Source organism: Xanthomonas sp. D-36-1 (assembly GCF_017746155.1).
In the GTDB taxonomy this organism is placed as follows: domain Bacteria; phylum Pseudomonadota; class Gammaproteobacteria; order Xanthomonadales; family Xanthomonadaceae; genus Xanthomonas; species Xanthomonas cissicola.
Genome location: NZ_JAGHWR010000014.1, coordinates 1 through 20,974, shown reverse-complemented (window position 1 = coordinate 20,974; position 20,974 = coordinate 1). Strand labels below are relative to the sequence as shown.

Here is a 20,974-nt window from a genome sequence, read left to right as displayed (position 1 = left end):
GGTGGGCGTCGACGTCATGCAGCACCTCAGTGACAAAGCGGCACCCGCCGATTCCGAACGCCAGCCGTGCCCGTCTGGCGGCGGCGTGCCTGTTTGACCAGTCGGCCTACGCGGCCTCCAGCCGCTGCCCGGTGGCTGGATCGAAAAAGTGCAAGGCCTCGCTGCGCAATGCCAGGCGCAACGGCTGGCCCACCGCCGGCAAGCTCTGCGGCGGGACACGGATCACCAGTGGCTGACCGCCACGGTCGAGATTGAGGAAGATCTCGTTGCCGACCGGCTCGATCACATCGACACGCGCATCGAAGCCCAGCACCGCATCGTCGGACGGCTGCAAGTGTTCCGGGCGTACGCCGACGATCACGTCCTGGCCGAACCAACCCGCATCGACCCGCGCCGCGCCAAGCGGGACGCGCCAACCATCGGCCATGACCAGGTGCAGGCCGTCGTGCGCGTCCAAACGTCCCTGCAGCACGTTCATCGCCGGGCTGCCCAGGAAACCGGCGACGAACAGATTGGCCGGACGGTCGTACAGCGCCATCGGGCTGTCGATCTGCTGGATCACGCCATCCTTGAGCACCACGATGCGCTGGCCAAGCGTCATCGCTTCGACCTGATCGTGGGTGACGTAGATCATGGTGGTGCCAAGCTTGCGGTGCAGCTGCGCAATCTCGGTGCGCACGCTGTGGCGCAACTTGGCGTCCAGGTTGGACAGCGGCTCGTCGAGCAGGAACACCGAGGATTCGCGCACCATCGCCCGGCCCAGCGCCACGCGCTGACGCTGACCGCCGGACATCGCCTTGGGCAGCTTGTCCAGCATCGGGGTCAGACCCAACAACTCCGCGGCGTTGTTGACGCGTTCGGCGATGACCTGCTTGGGATGCCCGCGCAGTTTGAGCCCGAACGCCAGGTTTTCGGCCACGGTCATGTGCGGATACAGCGCGTAGCTCTGGAACACCATGGCGATGTCGCGATCCTTTGGCGCCACGTCGTTGACCACGCGCTCGCCGATCTTCAGCGTGCCGGCGCTGATGTCTTCAAGCCCGGCGATCATGCGCAACAAGGTCGACTTGCCGCAGCCGGACGGCCCCACCAGCACCATCAGCTCGCCGTCGGCCACTTCGAAACTCGCGCCCTGCACCGCCACCTGGCCATTGTCGTAGACCTTGCGGACACCTTCCAACTGCACTTTCGCCATCGTTCGGCCTCAACGTAAGTTGTGCGCCCTGCCCTCGGCCCTCCCGATGGCGGTGACGCGACATGCGCTTGCAAGGAACTTCCTGCAAACGAATGCATTGGTTTATTCTGACATGTAATCGTTTTCACATGGCAACATCGATCGCCGGAGGAGCATGCCACCACTCAGTCATGACGCCATTGCCTGCAGTGCAGCTCGCCGCACGCAGCATGGCATGCCGTCACGCAGGTGCAGCTATGCCGCCGTGGCGCTAACCGCTGATCGCCAGTTGCTGCAACAATCCGGGATTGGGTGTCAGCGTCCATCCCCCGCTGCGCGCACGCAAGTGTCGCTCAGGAACAGACGTACCGACCGCCGGCCGACCGGCGCCTTTCCGCCAAGCTGCTGATAACGATGTCTCCAGAATCTGAAACGCGGTCCATGCACAACACCCTGATCCTGTTCGGCGCCACCGGCGATCTTGCCCAGCGCTATCTCTTTCCCTCCCTGCTGCGTCTGTTCATCGACGGCCTGCTGCCGGACGACTTCCGCATCCGTGCGCTGGCGCTGTCGCCGCACGACACCGATGGATTTCGCGACGTGCTGCGGCCGCGCCTGACCGAAGCGCTGCCGATCGCTACCGCCGAACAGATCGACACGCTGCTACAGCGGGTCGACTATCGCTCGGTGGATCTGCGCAATGCCGATTCGGTGGCCGACGCGGTCCGCGAACTGGCCAGCGGTCGGTGTGTGAGCTATCTGGCGATCCCGCCCGGCCTGTACATCAGTACCTGCCAGGGCCTGGCGTTGGGTGGCGCGCTGGCGGCACCGCATCGCTTGATGCTGGAAAAACCGATCGGCCACGACTCGGACAGCGCCCGTGGCATCCTGCAGTCGATTGGCGCGCTGATCGACGAAGACCGCGTGTTCCGCCTGGACCATTACCTGGGCAAGGCGGCGGTGCAGAATCTGATCGCGCTGCGCTTCGGCAACACGCTGCTGGAGGCGGTCTGGAACCGGACCTACATCGAGTCGGTGCAGATCCTGGTCGCCGAAAGCGAAGGCGTTGACGGGCGTGACGCCTACTACGCCCGCTCCGGCGCCCTGCGCGACATGGTGCAGAGCCATATCCTGCAGCTGTTGTGCCTGGTGGCAATGGAGCCGCCCGCCTCGCTGGAAGCCGACCGCATCCGCGATGAGAAGGTCAAGGTGCTGCGCGCCTTGCGCCCGATGACCGCCGAGCACGCCGCGCACGACTGCGTGCGCGGCCGCTACACCGCCGGCAGCATCAACGGCCAGCCGGCGCAGGCCTACCACCCGCCGGAAGGCAGCGACGTGGAAACCTTTGTCGCCGTCACCGCGCATATCGATAACTGGCGCTGGGCCGGCGTGCCGTTCCACCTATGCACCGGCAAGCGTCTGGCCGAGCGCTCCACCCGCATCGTGGTGACGCTCAAGCCGGTGACGCACTGGCTGTTCGAACGCCCCGACCGCCAGAACGCGGTGCCGAACCGCCTGACCTTCCAGTTGCAGCCGCAGGAAAACATCGAACTCGGCCTGATGAGCAGCCTGGCTGGCCCGGAATGGGGCGCGATCGAACTGCAGCCGCTGGAACTGGAACTGTCGGTGCCGACCGGCCTGCACCGTCGTATCGCCTATGAACGTCTGTTCGTCGACGCCTTCAACGGTAACCCGGCGCTGTTCGTGCGCGACGACGAGGTCAAGGCGGCGTGGTCGTGGATCGACAGCGTGAGCGACGCCTGGAAAGACGCCGCACTGCCGCTGCAGCCCTACCCGGCCGGCAGCTGGGGTCCCGAATCGGCCACCCACTTCCTGCCCCCGGCCACCGACGCACAGGGAAACAACGCATGACCGCTCCTTCTAAGCCGGTGCTGGTTGCCGATATCGGCGGTACCAATGCGCGCTTCGCGCTGGCCGATGTCGACGCCTCGGTGCCGTTGCTGGATGACACCTCGCGCGAATTTGCGGTGGTGGACTTCGGTTCGCTGGGCGAAGCGGCGCGCTATTACCTCGACCAGATCGGCGTGCAGGCCACCCAGGGTGTGTTCGCCGTGGCGGGCCGCGTGGATGGCGACGAAGCGCGTATCACCAACCACCCGTGGGTGATCTCGCGCTCGCGCACCGCCACCATGCTGGGTTTCAGCACCTTGCATCTGATCAATGACTTTGCCGCGCAGGCAATGGCGATCAGCCTGCTGCGTCCACAGGACGTGGTGCAGGTAGGCGGCGCCAGCTGGCGTCCGGCACCGATCGATCAAGCGCGCAACTATGGCGTGATCGGCCCGGGCACCGGCCTGGGCGTGGGCGGCCTGATCATCCGCAACGGGCGCTGCTTTCCGCTGGAAACCGAAGGCGGCCATGTCAGCTTCCCGCCCGGCACGCCGGAAGAAATCCGCATCCTGGAAATCCTGTCCGAGCAGTTCGGCCGGGTCTCCAACGAGCGGCTGATCTGCGGTCCGGGCCTGGTCAATATCCATCGCGCGTTGAGCGAGATCGCGGGGGTCGATCCGGGCCCGCTGCAACCCAAGGACATCACCGCACGCGCGGCTGCGGGCGACCCGCGGTCCTCGCGCACCATCGATCTGTTCTGCGCCATCTTCGGTGCGATCGCCGGCGACATGGTGCTGATGCAGGGCGCCTGGGACGGCGTGTTCCTCACCGGCGGGCTGGTGCCCAAGGTGCTGGATTCGCTGCAGCATTCCGGCTTTCGCCAGCGCTTCGAACACAAGGGCCGTTTCTCCGCGATCATGTCGAAGGTGCCATCGCTGGCGGTCATGCACCCGCATGCCGGCCTGCTGGGCGCCGCCGCCTACGCGGTGGATGCACAACGTCAGCACCCCGGGGAGCAGCGATGAATCTGCAAAACAACCCGCGCATCACCCTGGTGCGCTACGACGACCCGGCCGAATGGACCGAGGCGGTGGCCAGCGAAATGGCCGACCTGCTGGAACAGGAGATCTCCCGGCGTGGCCAGGCACGCATGCTGTTGTCCGGCGGTACCACGCCGGCGCCGGTATACGAGTCCCTCGCCCACCGGCCGCTGGACTGGTCGCGGGTGGAAGTTGGCCTGGTCGATGAACGCTGGTTGTCGCCGCAGGATCAGGACAGCAATGCCTGGCTGGTCAATCACAGCTTCCTGACCCACGCACCGGCCGCGACCTTCATTCCGCTGGTCCGTCCGGGCAAGCAACTGCCCGAATGCGTGCACACCGCCAACCTGCAGGCCAGGCATGCCGAACCAGCCTGTCTGGCGGTGCTGGGCATGGGCGGCGACGGGCACACCGCCTCGTTGTTTCCGGGTGCCACCGACCTGCCCAAAGCGCTCGCCAGCCCGCAGCCGTACGCATCGCTGGATGCCACGGGCTGCCCGGGCTCGAACCAATGGCCGTTGCGCATCACCCTGACGCCTGCAGGCCTTGCCAGCATTCCAACGCGCCTGCTGCTGTTGCGTGGCAAGCAGAAGCTGGACGTGCTGCAGGCTGCGCTTGCAGGCGACGATGTCAACGAATATCCCATCCGCGTGGCGCTGCAGCAGCCTGGTCCGCGGTTGCGGGTGCATTGGTGTGCTTGAATGCAAGTGGTTTGATGCGAGTTCCTCGCAACAGCCGATGTGATGCGAGTCCCTCGCAACAGCCCGTACATCCATGTGCGGGGAATTAAAAGAGCATTTCCTTCCCCCTGTTTCTCATAGCCGGTAGCCAATGAGCCTGCATCCGAATATCCAAGCCGTCACCGACCGTATCCGCAAGCGCAGCGCTCCCTCGCGCGCGGCGTATCTGGCCGGTCTCGATGCCGCCCTGCGTGAGGGCCCGTTCCGTAGCCGGTTGAGCTGCGGCAATCTTGCGCACGGCTTCGCTGCGTCCGAGCCGGGCGACAAATCGCGTCTGCGCGGTGCGGCCACGCCGAACCTGGGCATCATCACTGCCTATAACGACATGTTGTCGGCACATCAGCCGTTCGAGCACTACCCGCAGCTGATCCGCGAGACTGCCCGCACGCTTGGTGCTACCGCACAGGTGGCTGGTGGCGTGCCGGCGATGTGCGACGGCGTGACCCAGGGCCGCGCCGGCATGGAGCTGTCGCTGTTTTCGCGCGACAACATCGCCCAGGCGACAGCCATCGGCCTGAGCCACGACATGTTCGACAGCGTGGTGTACCTGGGTGTATGCGACAAGATCGTGCCGGGCCTGCTGATCGGTGCGCTGGCGTTCGGCCATTTGCCGGCGATCTTCATGCCGGCCGGCCCGATGACGCCGGGCATCCCGAACAAGCAGAAGGCCGAAGTGCGCGAACGCTACGCCGCTGGCGAAGCCACCCGCGCCGAGCTGCTGGAGGCCGAAGCCTCGTCCTACCACTCGCCAGGCACCTGCACCTTCTACGGCACGGCCAACTCCAACCAGGTATTGCTCGAAGCGATGGGCGTGCAGCTGCCCGGTGCCTCGTTCGTCAATCCGGAGCTGCCGTTGCGTGATGCGTTGACCCGCGAAGGCACCGCGCGCGCATTGGCGATCTCGGCATTGGGCGAGGACTTCCGTCCGTTCGGCCGCTTGATCGACGAGCGCGCCATCGTCAATGCCGTGGTCGCGTTGATGGCGACCGGCGGCTCGACCAACCACACCATCCACTGGATCGCAGTGGCGCGTGCGGCCGGCATCGTACTGACCTGGGACGACATGGACCTGATCTCGCAGACCGTGCCCCTGCTGACCCGTATCTACCCGAACGGCGAAGCCGACGTGAATCGCTTCCAGGCCGCAGGCGGCACGGCATTCGTGTTCCGCGAACTGATGGACGCCGGCTACATGCACGACGATCTGCCCACCGTGGTGGAAGGCGGCATGCGTGCCTACATCAATGAGCCGCGCCTGCAGGACGGCAAGGTGTCCTACGTGCCGGGCACCGCCACTACCGCCGACGACAGCGTGGCGCGTCCGGTCGGCGATGCCTTCGAATCGCAAGGCGGGCTGCGCCTGCTGCGCGGCAACCTCGGCCGCTCGTTGATCAAGCTGTCGGCAGTCAAGCCGCAGCACCGCAGCATCCAGGCACCTGCGGTGGTGATCGATACACCGCAGGTACTCAACAAACTGCACGCCGCCGGCGTGTTGCCGCACGATTTCGTGGTGGTGTTGCGCTACCAGGGCCCGCGCGCAAACGGCATGCCTGAGCTGCATTCGATGGCGCCGCTGCTGGGCCTGCTGCAGAACCAGGGCCGGCGCGTGGCATTGGTCACCGACGGTCGCCTGTCCGGTGCCTCGGGCAAGTTCCCGGCCGCAATCCACCTGACGCCCGAAGCGGCGCGCGGCGGCCCGATCGGCCGCGTACGCGAAGGCGACATCGTGCGCCTGGACGGCGAAGCCGGCACCCTGGAAGTGCTGGTCTCGGCCGAAGAATGGGCATCGCGCGAGGTTGCCCCCAATACGTCCATTGCCGGCAACGACCTGGGCCGCAATCTGTTCGCCATCAACCGCCAGGTCGTCGGCCCCGCCGACCAGGGCGCGATCTCGATTTCCTGCGGCCCGACCCATCCGGACGGTGCGCTGTGGAGCTACGACGCCGAGTACGAACTCGGTGCCGATGCCGCAGCCGCCGCGGCACCGCACGAGTCCAAGGACGCCTGACCCCCTTCCCTCCCTGCGACCGCTCCGCCGGTCGCCGTCACCCGGAGTTGCAATGACGATTGCCCAGACCCAGAACACCGCCGAACAGTTGCTGCGCGATGCCGGCATCCTGCCGGTGGTCACCGTGGACACGCTGGACCAGGCGCGCCGCGTCGCCGATGCGCTGCTCGAAGGCGGCCTGCCCGCGATCGAGCTGACCCTGCGCACGCCGGTTGCGATCGATGCGCTGGCGATGCTCAAGCGCGAGTTGCCCAACATCGTGATCGGCGCCGGCACCGTGCTGAGCGAATTGCAGCTGCGTCAGTCGGTGGATGCCGGTGCAGACTTCCTGGTGACCCCGGGCACGCCGGCGCCGCTGGCGCGCTTGCTGGCGGATGCGCCGATCCCGGCGGTTCCTGGCGCGGCCACCCCGACCGAGCTACTGACATTGATGGGACTGGGATTCCGCGTCTGCAAGCTGTTCCCGGCCACCGCTGTGGGCGGTTTGCAGATGCTCAAGGGCCTGGCTGGCCCGTTGTCCGAGCTCAAACTGTGCCCCACCGGCGGCATCAGCGAGTCCAACGCCGCCGAGTTCCTGTCGCAGCCGAATGTGCTGTGCATCGGCGGTTCGTGGATGGTCCCCAAGGACTGGCTGGCACAAGGCCAGTGGGACAAGGTCAGGGAAAGTTCGGCCAAGGCGGCGGCGATCGTGCGGCAGGTGCGGGCGGGCTGACGCGCTGACGCCATCTCCAGCGGGTTGATCGTTGGAAGACTTCGAATCTGTACGTCGATACAGGTGTACGGATTCGCTAAGGACGGCATTGAAGATCGAGTGATCCTGCATGACGGCGATCACTGCAGTGTTCGCTCGTAGGCCGAAGAAAATCTTTCGAAGCATCCTTGAGCGCGCGGCTTTTCCACTCGAAGCCCTGGCAATGACATACCGGGGCGGCAGCGTGGCCGGGGATCGGCGGAGAGCGGCACAGGGATGTGCCGCGACGGCGCGTCAGACAGGATGTCTGCCGCGCCGAAGAGCCGATCCCCGGCCGCGCTGTCGCCCCTCACCGAAGCCGGTGACTAACAGGCGGGGGCTTCAATTCTTGCACCGGCCGTACACACCGTACCCTCACCCCTCTCCCGTGGGGAGGGGGGCTTCAAGCGCATCATGTCGTTGGAGACTTGCGCGCTGTTGGTTTCACGACTCCAGCGCAGCGCTCGACGGCCTCGCCTTCGGCACACCCCGTGCGCGGCGTACCAGTGCCGCCGCACCGCTGCTCATGTCGTCGAGGATCGCGTAGATCGTCGGCAGGAACAGCAGGCTCACCACCGTCGAAAACGCCAGGCCACCGGCGATGGCGCGCGCCATCGGGAAGTACGGCGGGCCGTCGCTGAACATCGTGGTGCTGGTCAGCGAGATCGGCACCATTGCCAGGATCGCGGTGCCCATCGTCATCATGATGGGCCGCAAACGCTCGCGTGAGCCTTCGACCAGGGCCTGCGTGCGCCCCATGCCGCGACGGCGCAGGTTGTTGATGTGCTCGATCATCACGATGCCGTTGTTCACCACCACGCCCATCAGCACCAGGATGCCGATGAAGGACATGATGCCGAACGAGGTACCGGTGATCCAGAACAGCCAGAACACCCCGAAGATCGAGAACAGCACCCCGCTCATGATCGCCGCCGGGAACAGCAGCGACTCGAACACCGCCGCCATCACCACGTAGATCATCACCAACGCGATCACCAGATTGAACACCATCTGGCCCATCGCCTCGCCGTCGTTCTGATAATCGCCGCCGTCGAAGGTGTAGCTGTAGCCGGCCGGGAAACGCATCGCCTTGAGTGGCACCTCCATCGCCGCGCGCGCCTCCGGCACGGTGACCTTCTCGGCGAGATTGGCCTTGATGGTCAACGTGGTCTGCCGATTGGTGCGCCCGATCTGCGTGGCGGCCGGACGGATTTGCACCTCCACCAGACTCAGCAACGGTACGCTGCGGCCATCCTTGGTGCGCACGGTGAAGCTGGCCAGATCTTCAGGCTTGCTCTGCTCGGCGCCGGCAAACCGCACCCACACCGGCACCTCGTTGTCGCCGCGGCGGAACTCGCGCAGCGGCGTACCGCGCAATGCCAACCCGACGAAGCTGGCTACTTGCTCGGCGCTGAACCCGAATGCGGCTGCGCGCTCGCGGTCGACGCGAATCGCCAGCTCGCTGGTGCGGTCGCCCGTATCGACATGCACATCCCGCAGTTCCTTGCGCCGCGCCAGCAGCGGAATCACATCGTCGGCCAGCGCTTTCAGTGCATCGGTCGAATCGCCGACCAACTGCACTTGCACGCCTTGGTTGCCATTGCCGCCATCGCCCTGGTTGCCGATGCTGTAATCGGTACGCGCAGAGCGCGGCAACTCCTTGCGGATTTTTTCCAGCAGCGGCGGCAGGTCCTTGACCTTGCTCGCATCGAAGGTCACCACCGTATTGCTGCCTTCCACCTCGCTGAACCATGAGTAGATCTGCGTGATGTGGTATTTGGCGCGATTGGCTTCCAGATAGTTTTCGACCCGGCCGATCTCTTCGCCCAGCTGCTCGCGCGTGTACGAGCCTTTCCACTGGTATTGGATGAAGGCCTCGTTGCCGCCGTCGCCACCGAACATGTCGATCTTGGTCAGCTTCATCGGTACCAGGCTGATCGCACTGACCAGAATGATGCCGGCCACGCTCCAGCCGCGATGCGCCAACGTCCATGCCAGCACCTGGGCGTAACGGCGCTGCAGCCGTGCGATCACGCCACGCTCGGAGGTCACCATCGGCGGCGTCTTCATGCGTGCCGACAACATCGGAATCAGGCTGATCGCCACCAACCACGACGCCAGCAACGACACCGAAATGGTGATCGCAATCTGCGCCATGAAAATGCTGATGTTGTTGATTTCGCCGAATAAATTCGGCACGAACACGATGCAATGGCACAAGGTGCCGGCGCTGAGCGCAATGGCCACGCTGCGTGTTCCCAGCAGCGCGGCACGCTGCGGTTGGTCGGGCATGCGTTCGCGTTCCTGGTAGATGCTTTCCACCACCACCACGGCGTTGTCCACCAGCATGCCTACCGCCAGCAGCAAGCCCATCATGGTCAGGATGTTGAGCGTGACCCCGACGAAATACATGAAGCCCAAGGTGATGGCGAAGCAGATCGGGATCGCCAACGTCACCATCAACGTCGATGGCCAATGCCGCAGGAAGAAGAACAACACCGTGATCGAGAGCAACAGGCCCACCGCGCCAGCTTCGGCCAGCTCGGCCAGCGACGAGGTCACCGCCTTGCCCTGGTTGTCGATCACCTTGACCTGCACATCGCGCATCGCCGGCTGGGCGCGGATGTCTTCGACCTCTTTCAAGGCCGCCTTGGACACTTCCACCAGATTGGCGCTGCGCTCCTTGTAGACATCCAGGCCGATGGCCGGGCGCCCATCCAGGCGCCGCCCATAATTCATGCGCGTCGGCTTGAGCCGCACCTCGGCAATGTCGCCCAGCCGCACGCCTTTGGCGTTGAGCACCAGCTCGCGCAATTCCTGCAGGTCGCGCAGTTCACCGATTGGCTGCACCCGGATGCGCTGGCCGTTGTCGTCGATCTGGCCTGCAGAAACCGAGAAATTGAGCTTGCCCAAGCGCTCGCTCAGGTCGTTGAGGCTGAGGTCGTGCGCGGTGAGCCGATCCGGCGCGATCGCGATTTCGACCTCGTTCGGCGGCGCACCGGAGATTTCCACCTTGGCCACGCCCGGGATGCGCTCGATGCGCCGCTTGAACTCGCGGTCGAGCATGTCGTAGGCGCCGGTCAGATCGGTCTGGCTGGCCAGGCGCACCTTGAGCACCGGCTCGTCGCTGCTGGACCACTTGAAGACCTGGAAGCGCTGCAGATCCTCCGGGAAATCGTCGCGTACCGCGTCCAGCCGCTCGCGCGCATCGGAGGCGGCAATGGCGATATCGCGGTCCCAGTCGGAGAATTCGATGAAGATGTTCGCGCCGTCGGCGGTGGCGGTCGAGCGCATGCGCTTGATGCCGGTCATCGTTGCCAGCGCTTCCTCGGCCGGCCGTACCAGGTTGCGTTCCACCTCGTCCGGCGTGGAGCCGGTGTAGGGCAATTGCACGAACAGGAATGGCGCGGAAATATCCGGCAGCGCCTCCAACGGCAGCCGGAACGCCGCGATCAAGCCCACCACCACCAGCGACACGAAGCACATGATGGTGGTGACGGGGCGACGGATGCTGAAGGCGGCAACGCTCATAGCGCCTCCAGCCCGTCGACGTTGCCTGCCGCCTGCGCGCGTTGCCCGCCCATGCGCCGGCCACGCTCCAGGTAATACGCATCGGCGCGGCGATCCAGCAGGTCGTACACCACCGGTATCACCAGCAGGGTCAGCAAGGTCGAGACCAGCAATCCACCGATCACGGTGATCGCCATCGGCGCGCGCACTTCAGCGCCCTCGCCCATCGCCACCGCCAGCGGCAGGAAGCCGAACAAGGTGCACAAGGTGGTCATGATGATCGGCCGCAGGCGCGAGCGCGCACCTTCGATCAGCGCCTCGCGCTTGGGCACGCCGTCTTCGCGCAGCTGGTTGACCTTGTCGATCAGGATGATCGCGTTCTTGGTCACCAGGCCCACCAGCAGGATCAGGCCGATGAACACCACCACCGAGATCGGCTTGCCGGTCATCAGCAGGGCCAGCACCGCACCGACCATCGCCAGCGGAATGGTGAACAGGATGACGAACGGATGCAGCAGCGACTCGAACTGCGAAGCCATCACCAGATAGACCAGGAAGATCGCCAGCCCGAACGCGAACAGCAGCGACTTCACCGATTGCGCCAGCTCCTCGCCCTGCCCGCCGATGTGCATGCCCACGCCGGCTGCAAGCGGGTCCTTGCGCACCATCGTCTCCACTTCGCGCACCGCACCGCCCAGGTCGATGTCCTTCAGGCTGGCCGACACGATTGCCACGCGGGTCTGGTCGGCACGATGGATCTCGCTCGGCCCCGTCGTCGCCAACACCTCGGCAACTGCGGCCAGGCGCACCGGCCGGCTGCTGCCCGGGTTGACGATCAGCTGACGAATCGCATCCACACTGGCGCGGTCGCTGTGCTGCGCACGCACCAGCACATCGATCTTGCGATCGCGGAAGCTGTAGCGTGTGGCCACATCGCCGCGCACCTTCTTGACGATGACATCGGCGATCTGGCGCGTGGTCAGCCCCAAAGCGCCAGCGCGCTCCTGATCGAAACGGATCTGGATCTCCGGGAAGCCCTCTTCCACCGTCGATTTGACGTCGGCGTAGTGGCCGTTGGCGCGCAACATCGCCGCCAATTTCTGCCCGGCGCGTTCCAGCTCGCCCAGATCCTGGCCGCGCAGTTCCACTTCCAGCGGCGTGGAAAAACTGAACAACGCCGGCCGCGCGAAATCCACCTGCGCGCCCGGATGCCCGACCATGCTGCTGCGCAGCCGCTCGGTCGCCGCCGCTTCCACCGCCGGGCTACCGCCGCCGGCCATCACCACGGTGAGCTTGCCGATGTTCTCGCCGCTCTCGGTTGGGTTGGCATCCAACCGCGTGCCGCTGCCGCTGACACCGTACAGCGACGCGACGCCGGGGTCCCTGTCGTGCGCCAGCTGCAACTCGCGCACCACGGCGTCGGTCTGCGCCAGCGGCGTGCCGGAAGGCAGTTTGACGGTCATTTCGAAGCGATCCTGCGCCAACTGCGGAATCAGATCCGCGCCCAGCATCGGCACCAGAAACACCGTCCCGATGAACGCCGCCGCGGCCAGTCCCAGCACCAACCAGGGACGCCGCAGTGCCGCCGGCAAGATCCCCAGATAGCCACGCTCGGCACGAGCATACGGCGCCATCGCCAGGTCGCTGGCCTTGCGCATCACCGGCCCCACCACGCGGCTCAACCCGCGCCACACCTTCACCACGGCCCATGCCGCTCCGAAAAAGCCATAGCGCACGCTCGCACCTGCACCACGCCGGCCAGCCGCCACCGGCTTGAGCCAGCGCTGCTCGGGCTGCCACTGCGGATGGCTCGGCTCGTCCGGGAACGCCATCGGCGGCGCGCCCTTGAGCGAGCTCAGCATCGGAATCAGCGTCATCGACACCACCAGCGAGATCGCGATCGCGATCGCCACCGTCAATGCTTGATCGCGGAACAACTGCCCGGCGATGCCCTCGACGAACACCAGCGGCAGGAACACCGCAATGGTGGTCAACGTGGACGCCATCACCGCCATGCTCACTTCACGGGTGCCGGCAATCGCCGCGTCCAGCACACTCAAGCCGCGTTCGCGCGCCTTGGCAATGCTTTCAAGCACCACGATCGAATCGTCCACCACCAGGCCGGTGGCCAACGCCAGACCGCCCAGCGACATCACGTTCAGGCTCAGTCCGAGCTGGCCCATGAAGAAGAACGTGGTGATGATCGACACCGGCAACGACAGGCTGATGACGAACGTGCTCCAGCCATCGCGCAGGAACAGGAAGATGATCAGGATCGCCAGCACACCGCCGATTACCGCATCTTTTTTGACATCGCTGATCGCATGCTCGATGAAGTGCGATTGGTCCTCGATGGTGGTGATTTCCACATCGCCCGGCACGGTCGCCTTGAGTTGCTCCAGGCGCTTGCGCAACGCCGCCGCCGTGGACACGGTGTTGGCATCGCCTTCCTTGTAGATCGCCAGCTCCACCGCTTCCTTGCCGCCCAGGCGGATGATCGCCTCGCGCTCCTTGTAGCCCTGGCGCACCTGCGCCACATCCTTCAGCCGCACCGGCATGCCGCCGGCGATGCTGCTGCTGGACGAGGAGGAGGTGCTCTGTACTTCGGCCGCTGCCGCCAGCGCCGCCTGCGAACCAGTGGACGCCGCAATGGCATACATCTGCTGCATCGCCGCTTCGGCCGCGCTGCCGCTGCTGCTCTGCGTGGTCACCAGCATGTTGCGGATCTCGTCCAGATCCACGAACTGGTTCACCGTGCGCACCAGATAGCGCTGCGAGCCTTCTTCCAGCCGGCCGCCGGAGATGTTGACGTTCTCCTCCTTGAGCCGGGTGATCACGTTGTCGATCGGCAGGTTGAGCTGGGCCAGCTTCTGTTGATCGATGTCGACCTGGATCTCGTCTTCCAGCCCGCCGCCGACCTTCACTGCTGCCACGCCGGCCACCGGTTCGAGCTTCTTTTTCAGGTCTTCGTCGGCATAGCGGCGCAAGCCGGTGAGCTGGCGGATCGCATCGGTATCGGAGGCCGGCGCCTGCTTGGGCGACAACGCCAGCCGCATGATCGGCTCGGTGGAAGGATTGAAGCGCAGCAACACCGGCGGCTTGGTTTCCAGCGGCAGCGACAAGGCTTCCATCTTGTCGCGCACCTCCAGGCTGGCCTGGTCCATATTGGTGCCCCAGGCGAACTCCAGCACCACATCGCTCTGCCCTGTGCGCGAGATCGACTTGAGCTTGCGCAGGTTCTTGACCACGCCGACGGCTTCTTCCACCGGCTCGGTCACGAATGTTTCGATTTCCGCCGGCGCCGCGCCGGTGTATTCGGTACGTACGGTGAGCGTGGGATAGCTCAAATCGGGCAGCAGATTGACCTTGAGGCTGCGTAACGCGATCAGCCCGAACAGCAGCATCGTTACGGTAATCATGGCGATGGTCACACGCCGCCGCGTGGCGAAGGCCACCAGGCCACCGCCGCCAGCCAGTGGCGCGTGCGGATCATGCACGGGTCCATGCGGGTTGCCGTTCTCGCTCATGCGTGCGTCTCATCATGTGCGGGCGCAGCGGCCTTGGTCGCGACCGGCGTGCGATCGGGTTGGCCGATCACTTGCACCGCAGTCCCGTCGCGCAGCGCCACCTTGCCGGCAGTCACCACCTGATCGCCTTCCTTCAGGCCCTGCCGCACTTCCAGCCATGGCCCTTCGGCATAGCCCAGCTTCACCGGCACGCGGCTGGCCTTGCCGTTGCGCACCACGAAGACTGCCGGTTCGCCATCGTCCAACAACGCCAAGCGCGGAATCACCAAGGCGTCCTTGCGCTGGTCGTAATCGATGCGGATGCGCCCGAACATGCCCGGCTGCAACGCTTCGGCCCCCTGGCCAAACGCGCAGACCACACGAAACGTGCCACTGCCTGAATCCACCACCGGCGCGATGCGGTCCACCTTGCCGACGAATTGCTGGCCAGGCAGCGCATCGGCTAGCAAGGTCACCGGCTGGCCCGACTTGAGCGTGGCCAGTTCGCGTTCGGGCACGTTGAGCGTGGCCTCCAGCTGCGAATCGTCGACGATGCGGAAGATCGGCGTGTTGATCTGCACGAAGTTGCCGGTCTTAATCGAGCGCGATGCGATCACGCCGGAGATTGGCGCCTGCACCGTGGTGTAAGAGAGCTCCAACGCTGCAAGCCGGTGCTGCGCGCGGCTGTTTTCGACATCGAATTTGAGCTGATCCACATCTGCGGCGCTGACCAACTGCTGGCCCACCAATTGCGTGGCGCGGCGATAGCTGTTTTCCAGTTTGCGCAGTTGCGCTTCGCTCTGCGCGACCGCCAGATGCGCGCGATCCGGATCCAGGCGCACCAGCGCCTGGCCCGCCGATACCTTCTGCCCTTCTTCCACCATCACCGACAGCGCAACGCCCGAGGTCTTGGCCACCACTTGCGCCTCGGCGCGCGGCTCCAGCGCAGCGGTGCCGGTGTAACTGGCGGCGACCGCACGGCGCGCGGCCTTGGCGATTTCCACCGGCACTGCATCCACCACCTTCTTCTCCTCGGCCGCCTTGGCCTCCCCCTCTCCTGCCTTGCAACCGCCCAGCAGCAGGCTTGTGGTGATCAACAATGCAGCGGCGCAGGTTCCGCTGCGACCCGGCAAGAAGGAGAGTGGCGACATCGTCGTGTCCTAGTGGATGCGTGAACAGGTGTTGTAGGCAAGTAGACCACCCAAGTGCACATGCCGCCAATGCGCCAAAGGTCATGGTCTATTCAAGTTGGCCTATTCACCCGGTTTGCGCCGCGCCAAATCGCAGGCATACTCGGTCCGGTTCCGCCACGCCCCCACGTGCGGACGCTCAATCAGTCTTCCGGATACGAAACCATGCGCCCGCAGCCGCTCGCCGCTTGTCTCGCTCTGGTCGTCTTCCTGCCGTTTGGGGGCGCATCAGCAACACCGCAGGCCACACCCGTAGCTCCGGCCACCCCGGCGCCTGCTGCCGCGGTGGCAACCCCTGCCGCGCCGACCGGCAATCCGTCAAATGGGCGCTTGCTCGCCTATACCTGCCAGGGCTGCCACGGCGTCACCGGCTATAAGAACGCCTACCCCAGTTATCGCGTGCCCAAGATTGGCGGCCAGACCAGCCAGTACCTGACCCAGGCGTTGACCGAATATCGTCAGGGCAAGCGCAAACATCCAACCATGCAGGCACAGGCGCAGAGCTTCTCCGAGCAGGACATCGCCGACATCTCCGCCTTTCTGTCCACCCTCAAGTAAGCGCCCACATGCCGAACGCCCTGCACGCTCCGCGTCTAGCCATCGCCCTGGTCGCTGCCCTGATGATGGCGGCCTGCTCCCAATCGCAGGTTGAGTCCACCGACCACTCCGCCGGCGATCCCGGTCACGCCAGCGGCGAGCACGGCTCCGGCTCGTCGGCAGGTCTGCCCACCGGCCGCGCAGACGCCGGCGACAAGCTCGCCCATGCCAAGGGCAAGGCGACCGGCCAGAGCTGCGTGGACTGCCACGGTGCCGATGGCAATGCGCCGATCGATCCCAGCTATCCCAAGCTGGGCGGCCAATACGGCGACTACCTTGCGCATGCGCTGCAGGCCTACCGTAGCGGCGACCGTCAGCATCCGTTGATGACCGCCCAGGCCACCGCGCTGAGCGATCAGGACATCGCCGACCTGGCAGCGTACTTCGGTGCTCGGCAGACGCAGTTGCGCGATCTGCACGGCGTCAATTGAGGCGGAGGCGACGCCACACCGTCTCATTCGGAATGAAAAAGCGCTTGCGCGAACATTAACAGGCCGCTATCATTTCGTTCTCAGTTTCGTGGGGCCATAGCTCAGCTGGGAGAGCGCCTGCATGGCATGCAGGAGGTCGGCGGTTCGATCCCGCCTGGCTCCACCACTTCAGACATTAGGCCGTCTCAAGTGACAACGAGGTTTTGATACGCGTCCCCATCGTCTAGAGGCCTAGGACACCACCCTTTCACGGTGGACACCGGGGTTCGAATCCCCGTGGGGACGCCAATCATCTGAAAGCCCCGGCACTGCCGGGGCTTTTTTTGCCTGTCACCTGGCCGAATCCAGTCGCGCGCAACGTTGGGCATGCCCTGGGTTCATTGGCATCATGCAGCGGATAGAAGAGCTGAATCCATGCCGCGGCGAGCGCAGCGCCTGGTGCACGCATCGGTACGCGCGCACGGGCATTCGGCGGGCCATTACCGCCCTGCCAACGCCTGCTCGATCACAGCGCTTGACCAGTTGCGGTGTTACTCAAACCCATGAGCGTTCGCATGCGGATTTTTTGCTGCCGAAGATGTCTCTGCCCGCCATCGCAGCTGCCACGTTGCGACGTTGCCAGCGGCGTCGCTAAGGATCGCCGCGCCGAAAGCGCAGTGTGCGCGATGGTCGCGCTCTCGCATGCCGTCGATGACGACGAGCGAGGGACGCAAGATCGGGCGTTGCTTGTAAACCAGATGCAGCGGACCTGACGCCCGGCCCGGCAGAGCCGTTGCTCGCAAATCGACAGCTGTCGAATCAAGCGCACACTGGCATCGACGCCTCCAGTGCGCCGATATCGCTGTCACCGCGATTCATTGCGCCGCGAACACCAAAGACTGATGGCGCTTGAAGCGTTCCAGGTGGGCGCGGCTGCCGTTCAATCGTCGCAGCGGACGCGTACGGCCTTGCAGTTCCCCCGGCAGATGCGCTCTTGCTACAAATGTTGCCCAGCCACTTCCCATCGCGTGGCGATGTCGCTATGATTGCCGGCTCGCAGCAACGCGGGGCCATAGCTCAGCTGGGAGAGCGCCTGCATGGCATGCAGGAGGTCGGCGGTTCGATCCCGCCTGGCTCCACCACTTTAGACATTAGGCCGTCGCAAGTGGACAACGAGGTTTTGATACGCGTCCCCATCGTCTAGAGGCCTAGGACACCACCCTTTCACGGTGGACACCGGGGTTCGAATCCCCGTGGGGACGCCAATCATCTAAAAGCCCCGGCACTGCCGGGGTTTTTTCTTGCCTGTCCCTAACCTGCATCTAGGACGTATGTCGCGGCCATTGCGGGCGGCAACCAGAGGGGTGCAAGTGCATCTCGCTGATGCAGCCTGCATGCAACACCCTTCTACGCACTCGCAAACCGCTACGTCGCTAGCCGATCATCTCGCCACCGCGCAATCCGTTCCGAGTGCGGCGCAGGGCCCCCATCGCACGCTATTGCGATGAGTAGAGTCTCCGTTCGATTTCGAAGCCAGCCACGCAGTGCACTATGCGGAACACCTCAGGTCTGCCCGCTATCCAGCGCCTTGCGACCTTCGTGCGTCAGGTCGATGCGCCATCTTCGGCTTGCGTGGCATAGCCGGCGCGTACCGCCCAGTTCCCCTCCTCGTCGGCTACCGGCTTGGTGTCGTGGATGTCGCGCAGGATGCGTAGCTGTTGCGAAGCATCGAAGTCCATGGGGCCACCTGTTCAAAAGAAACGTCCAAGGTACGCAAGCGGCGTGATGGTCGCGTGCCTGCAACGTCATCCGTTACCTGCGCACTGCATGGCGCACGGCAGTTGTGTGCCCGATGCGTGGACAGCCGGCAATCAGGCATCTGCGCCACGCAGACGCACTTGCAAGCGAATCGACTGCCGGCCCCAGCCAGTCCTGCACCACGCGACGATCACGCTTGCGCCTTCGTGCTCGGCTGGACCGCGCTGACGGTCGGCAGCCTCGCTGTCCGCGTTGTGATCAACCAAGCCCCACACCCTGACGAAAGGCTATACAGCAAAAAGCCCCACCGGACTTCTCCAGAAGGGCTTTCGCTGGTGCTGCAACAACTTGGTGCCGAAGGTGGGACTCGAACCCACACGCTTTTAAGGGCGGCGGATTTTGAGTCCGCTGCGTCTACCGATTCCGCCACTTCGGCGTGGCCGCGCAGTATAGCGACTTGTTGTTGAAACGAACAGTGTCAGTTTGCGCCTGACGAATTCAGGTGCAAGCGGGGTCTGCAGCGCCGTGTCCAGGCAGTCCCGATATACTGGCCGACTTGGTGAAGGAGTAAGCAATGTCGGTGTTGCGTGGAGTTCGGGTACTCGTGGTCGAAAACGATGACATGAATGCCATGCTGCTCGATCTGCAGCTTGTTCAGGCGGGTGCCGTCGTCATGGGCCCGGTCGGCGAGGTGCGCGATGCTTTGCAACTGATCGCCGCCGACGCACCGGATATCGCAGTGCTGGACTATCGCTTGGGCAATGGCGAAACCAGCGAACCGGTCGCACGCCTGTTGTCGGAGCGCGGTATCCCGTTCGTACTGGCGACCGGCGTTGCCATCGGCAGCATCCCGAGCGGTTTCGAACGTGGCGTCATCCTGATCAAGCCCTATCTGTCCGAAGAGCTGGTTGGCGCATTGTCCAAAGCGCGCGAGTCGCGCGGCGCTGAGGGCTGAGCAACAGCACGGGCGCACTGCCAGCCCGCCCCGGTGCCACCGTCCGGTGCGGCACGCATGCCCTCTCTCTAACACCCCATCATCCCGCCACCGGCGCGCTGTTTTGGGTGCGCGGGCAGCGATTAGCTGAATCGCCGTCTGCGCGGTATCAGCGGCGCCGGGCCGGTTGCTACTAGAATTTGCCATCGAAGAATGACGGGCGGGTCGCTGGATGGATATCGCCGTGTCGCCGTTGGCCGGCTTGCTGCCGGAGACGAGCGAAACCGCAGCATTGCTGGCCGCGTCAGTGCATCCTGCGGACGCGCTGCTAAGCGATAGCCCTGCGCTACGCACAGCGCTATCGATATGCCTGCATGCGCCGGTTCCGATGCTGCTCGTATGGGGCCGCGACAACCGCTGCATCTACAACGATGCCTGCATTGCACTACTGGGGCCACGCCATCCGGCGGCCTTCGGGCAGCCGCTTGCGGCGCTGACATATGCATCCGATGGCGATGGCGAGCCAGCAGCGACAATCGCCCTGGATCTGGCGAGCTGGTCATGCAGCCCAGTGCTGCAATCGGGCGAGCAGTTGGGCGCGCTCTACATCGGCGTTGCTGTTTCAACGACTGATGTCAGCGAACAACGCCGCAGCGATGGTCGCGACAGTTTTTTATTGATGCTCGAAGACGCACTGCAGTACGTGTCCGATCCGCGGCAGATCATCGACACCAGCGTGCGCTTGCTCGGCGAGCATCTGCAGGCGAACCGTTGTGCATTCGGCCTGGTCGCTGCCGATGGCAGCACCATGCATGTCATCAGCGACCATGTGCAGGACATGCCGAGCCTGCAAGGCGATTTCCCACTGGAGGCGGCACGGGGCCTGCGCGATGCGCTGCTGGAAAACCGCCCCTGGTTCACGACCGATGCGCTGGCGCCGGGTGCACCGGACTATGTGGCCGAGCAGTACCGCCGCTCCGGCTTGCGCGCCTCGCTGGCCATTCCGTTGCACAAGCACGACCGATTGGTGGCAGCGATCGGCGTCCATCAGCGCGCACCGCGGCGCTGGCTGTCGGCGGAGATCGAACTGGTGCGATTGGTTGTGGCACGCTGCTGGGAATCGATGCAACGGGCCAAGGCGCAGCAGCAACTCGCGGCCAACGAAGCACGCCTGCGCCGCCTCGCCAATACGCTGCCGCAGATCATCTTCATCGCCGATCCGGACGGACGGCCGCACTACTTCAATCAACGCTGGTACGAGTACACCGGCCTGGATCCTTCCAACAACGAAGATGCCGCCTGGCACCTCGCACACACTGCCGATGGTCTGCGCCTGTCCGAGCAGGCCTGGAGCCTGGCACTGAAGGGCGAGCGCGCCTTAGGGAAGGTCTGAACAACGAGACCTGACAGGGCGGAAGGTGGCGTCGTTCCGAAGAGTGGCTTTTGGAACTTCGGAATTTCGCCATTTCTGGCGCTTTCCGCGGGAATTTCCCGGTTCACAGACGCACGCTCCCCATCGCCGGCAG

General features: G+C 64.9%; 13 protein-coding genes, 5 tRNA genes and 1 pseudogene. 13 read left to right on the top strand and 6 right to left on the bottom strand.

The genetic code is table 11. From position 1 onward, the window contains the following. Positions 1-106: 106 nt before the first annotated feature. Positions 107-1,195, bottom strand: a complete 1,089-nt coding sequence (ugpC, locus tag J7367_RS04595; RefSeq protein WP_007963519.1) for a sn-glycerol-3-phosphate ABC transporter ATP-binding protein UgpC — start codon at positions 1,193-1,195, stop codon at positions 107-109. 420 nt (positions 1,196-1,615) lie between these two features. Between ugpC and zwf the strand changes: the two genes are divergently transcribed. From zwf to J7367_RS04570, 5 genes are all read left to right on the top strand, one after another. Beyond that, positions 1,616-3,046 (top strand): glucose-6-phosphate dehydrogenase, encoded by a 1,431-nt coding sequence (gene zwf / locus J7367_RS04590; protein WP_057662194.1) that lies wholly within the window; start codon positions 1,616-1,618, stop codon positions 3,044-3,046. Then, the gene (gene glk, locus J7367_RS04585; protein ID WP_005929801.1) at positions 3,043-4,050 is read left to right on the top strand and encodes a glucokinase; all 1,008 of its coding nucleotides are present in this window, start codon (positions 3,043-3,045) and stop codon (positions 4,048-4,050) included. The genes zwf and glk overlap by 4 nt, the downstream gene beginning before the upstream one ends. Next, positions 4,047-4,766 carry a 6-phosphogluconolactonase gene (pgl, locus tag J7367_RS04580; protein ID WP_022559168.1) on the top strand — a complete coding sequence of 240 codons (720 nt, stop codon included), beginning with the start codon at positions 4,047-4,049 and terminating at the stop codon, positions 4,764-4,766. The genes glk and pgl overlap by 4 nt, the downstream gene beginning before the upstream one ends. A gap of 130 nt (positions 4,767-4,896) precedes the next feature. Beyond that, entirely contained in the window at positions 4,897-6,813 is a 1,917-nt protein-coding gene (gene edd / locus J7367_RS04575) for a phosphogluconate dehydratase (RefSeq protein ID WP_007963533.1), read from the top strand. Between the two features lie 52 nt (positions 6,814-6,865). Next, positions 6,866-7,525 carry a bifunctional 4-hydroxy-2-oxoglutarate aldolase/2-dehydro-3-deoxy-phosphogluconate aldolase gene (locus J7367_RS04570; protein WP_057662197.1) on the top strand — a complete coding sequence of 220 codons (660 nt, stop codon included), beginning with the start codon at positions 6,866-6,868 and terminating at the stop codon, positions 7,523-7,525. Between the two features lie 462 nt (positions 7,526-7,987). Here J7367_RS04570 and J7367_RS04565 read toward each other — a convergent pair whose 3' ends face one another. Genes J7367_RS04565 through J7367_RS04555 form a run of 3 tightly spaced genes read right to left on the bottom strand, consistent with a single transcriptional unit; the run spans position 7,988 to position 15,710 of the window. Continuing rightward, positions 7,988-11,074 (bottom strand): efflux RND transporter permease subunit, encoded by a 3,087-nt coding sequence (locus J7367_RS04565; RefSeq protein WP_057662202.1) that lies wholly within the window; start codon positions 11,072-11,074, stop codon positions 7,988-7,990. Then, positions 11,071-14,580 carry an efflux RND transporter permease subunit gene (locus J7367_RS04560; protein WP_057662205.1) on the bottom strand — a complete coding sequence of 1,170 codons (3,510 nt, stop codon included), beginning with the start codon at positions 14,578-14,580 and terminating at the stop codon, positions 11,071-11,073. Before J7367_RS04560 ends, J7367_RS04565 begins: the two co-directional genes overlap by 4 nt. After that, on the bottom strand, positions 14,577-15,710 hold the full coding sequence (locus J7367_RS04555) for an efflux RND transporter periplasmic adaptor subunit (protein ID WP_057662209.1): 1,134 nt from the start codon (positions 15,708-15,710) through the stop codon (positions 14,577-14,579). Before J7367_RS04555 ends, J7367_RS04560 begins: the two co-directional genes overlap by 4 nt. A gap of 204 nt (positions 15,711-15,914) precedes the next feature. On the opposite strand from J7367_RS04555, the gene J7367_RS04550 reads away from it, so the two are divergent. From J7367_RS04550 to J7367_RS04525, 6 genes are all read left to right on the top strand, one after another. After that, positions 15,915-16,307: a c-type cytochrome gene (locus J7367_RS04550; protein ID WP_057662211.1), complete on the top strand. Its 393-nt coding sequence runs from the start codon at positions 15,915-15,917 to the stop codon at positions 16,305-16,307. A gap of 8 nt (positions 16,308-16,315) precedes the next feature. After that, positions 16,316-16,777, top strand: coding sequence for a cytochrome c (locus J7367_RS04545; RefSeq protein WP_005915693.1), 462 nt, complete (start codon positions 16,316-16,318; stop codon positions 16,775-16,777). A 90-nt stretch (positions 16,778-16,867) separates the two neighbouring features. Then, positions 16,868-16,943, top strand: a tRNA-Ala gene (locus J7367_RS04540). A 46-nt stretch (positions 16,944-16,989) separates the two neighbouring features. Next, a tRNA-Glu gene (locus J7367_RS04535) sits at positions 16,990-17,065 on the top strand. A 757-nt stretch (positions 17,066-17,822) separates the two neighbouring features. Beyond that, positions 17,823-17,898: transfer RNA gene (locus J7367_RS04530), tRNA-Ala, on the top strand. A 47-nt stretch (positions 17,899-17,945) separates the two neighbouring features. Further along, positions 17,946-18,021: transfer RNA gene (locus J7367_RS04525), tRNA-Glu, on the top strand. Between the two features lie 339 nt (positions 18,022-18,360). Here J7367_RS04525 and J7367_RS22450 read toward each other — a convergent pair. Both J7367_RS22450 and J7367_RS04520 read right to left on the bottom strand, forming a co-directional pair. Further along, positions 18,361-18,495, bottom strand: coding sequence for a hypothetical protein (locus J7367_RS22450; RefSeq protein ID WP_254894404.1), 135 nt, complete (start codon positions 18,493-18,495; stop codon positions 18,361-18,363). A gap of 368 nt (positions 18,496-18,863) precedes the next feature. Further along, positions 18,864-18,950 (bottom strand) — tRNA-Leu (locus J7367_RS04520). A 138-nt stretch (positions 18,951-19,088) separates the two neighbouring features. Between J7367_RS04520 and J7367_RS04515 the strand changes: the two genes are divergently transcribed. Both J7367_RS04515 and J7367_RS04510 read left to right on the top strand, forming a co-directional pair. Further along, on the top strand, positions 19,089-19,469 hold the full coding sequence (locus tag J7367_RS04515; protein ID WP_007964402.1) for a response regulator: 381 nt from the start codon (positions 19,089-19,091) through the stop codon (positions 19,467-19,469). Between the two features lie 211 nt (positions 19,470-19,680). Next, positions 19,681-20,826, top strand: a pseudogene (locus J7367_RS04510) (GAF domain-containing protein); the annotation flags it as partial. Positions 20,827-20,974: the final 148 nt, after the last annotated feature.

Coding starts and splice junctions, on each gene's coding strand:
- J7367_RS04550 (WP_057662211.1), top strand. CDS start 15,915: ATGCGCCCGCAGCCGCTCGCCGCTTGTCTCGCTCTGGTCGTCTTCCTG.
- J7367_RS04545 (WP_005915693.1), top strand. CDS start 16,316: ATGCCGAACGCCCTGCACGCTCCGCGTCTAGCCATCGCCCTGGTCGCT.
- zwf (WP_057662194.1), top strand. CDS start 1,616: ATGCACAACACCCTGATCCTGTTCGGCGCCACCGGCGATCTTGCCCAG.
- pgl (WP_022559168.1), top strand. CDS start 4,047: ATGAATCTGCAAAACAACCCGCGCATCACCCTGGTGCGCTACGACGAC.
- J7367_RS04565 (WP_057662202.1), bottom strand. CDS start 11,074: ATGAGCGTTGCCGCCTTCAGCATCCGTCGCCCCGTCACCACCATCATG.
- J7367_RS22450 (WP_254894404.1), bottom strand. CDS start 18,495: ATGGACTTCGATGCTTCGCAACAGCTACGCATCCTGCGCGACATCCAC.
- J7367_RS04555 (WP_057662209.1), bottom strand. CDS start 15,710: ATGTCGCCACTCTCCTTCTTGCCGGGTCGCAGCGGAACCTGCGCCGCT.
- J7367_RS04570 (WP_057662197.1), top strand. CDS start 6,866: ATGACGATTGCCCAGACCCAGAACACCGCCGAACAGTTGCTGCGCGAT.
- edd (WP_007963533.1), top strand. CDS start 4,897: ATGAGCCTGCATCCGAATATCCAAGCCGTCACCGACCGTATCCGCAAG.
- J7367_RS04560 (WP_057662205.1), bottom strand. CDS start 14,580: ATGAGCGAGAACGGCAACCCGCATGGACCCGTGCATGATCCGCACGCG.
- glk (WP_005929801.1), top strand. CDS start 3,043: ATGACCGCTCCTTCTAAGCCGGTGCTGGTTGCCGATATCGGCGGTACC.
- ugpC (WP_007963519.1), bottom strand. CDS start 1,195: ATGGCGAAAGTGCAGTTGGAAGGTGTCCGCAAGGTCTACGACAATGGC.
- J7367_RS04515 (WP_007964402.1), top strand. CDS start 19,089: ATGTCGGTGTTGCGTGGAGTTCGGGTACTCGTGGTCGAAAACGATGAC.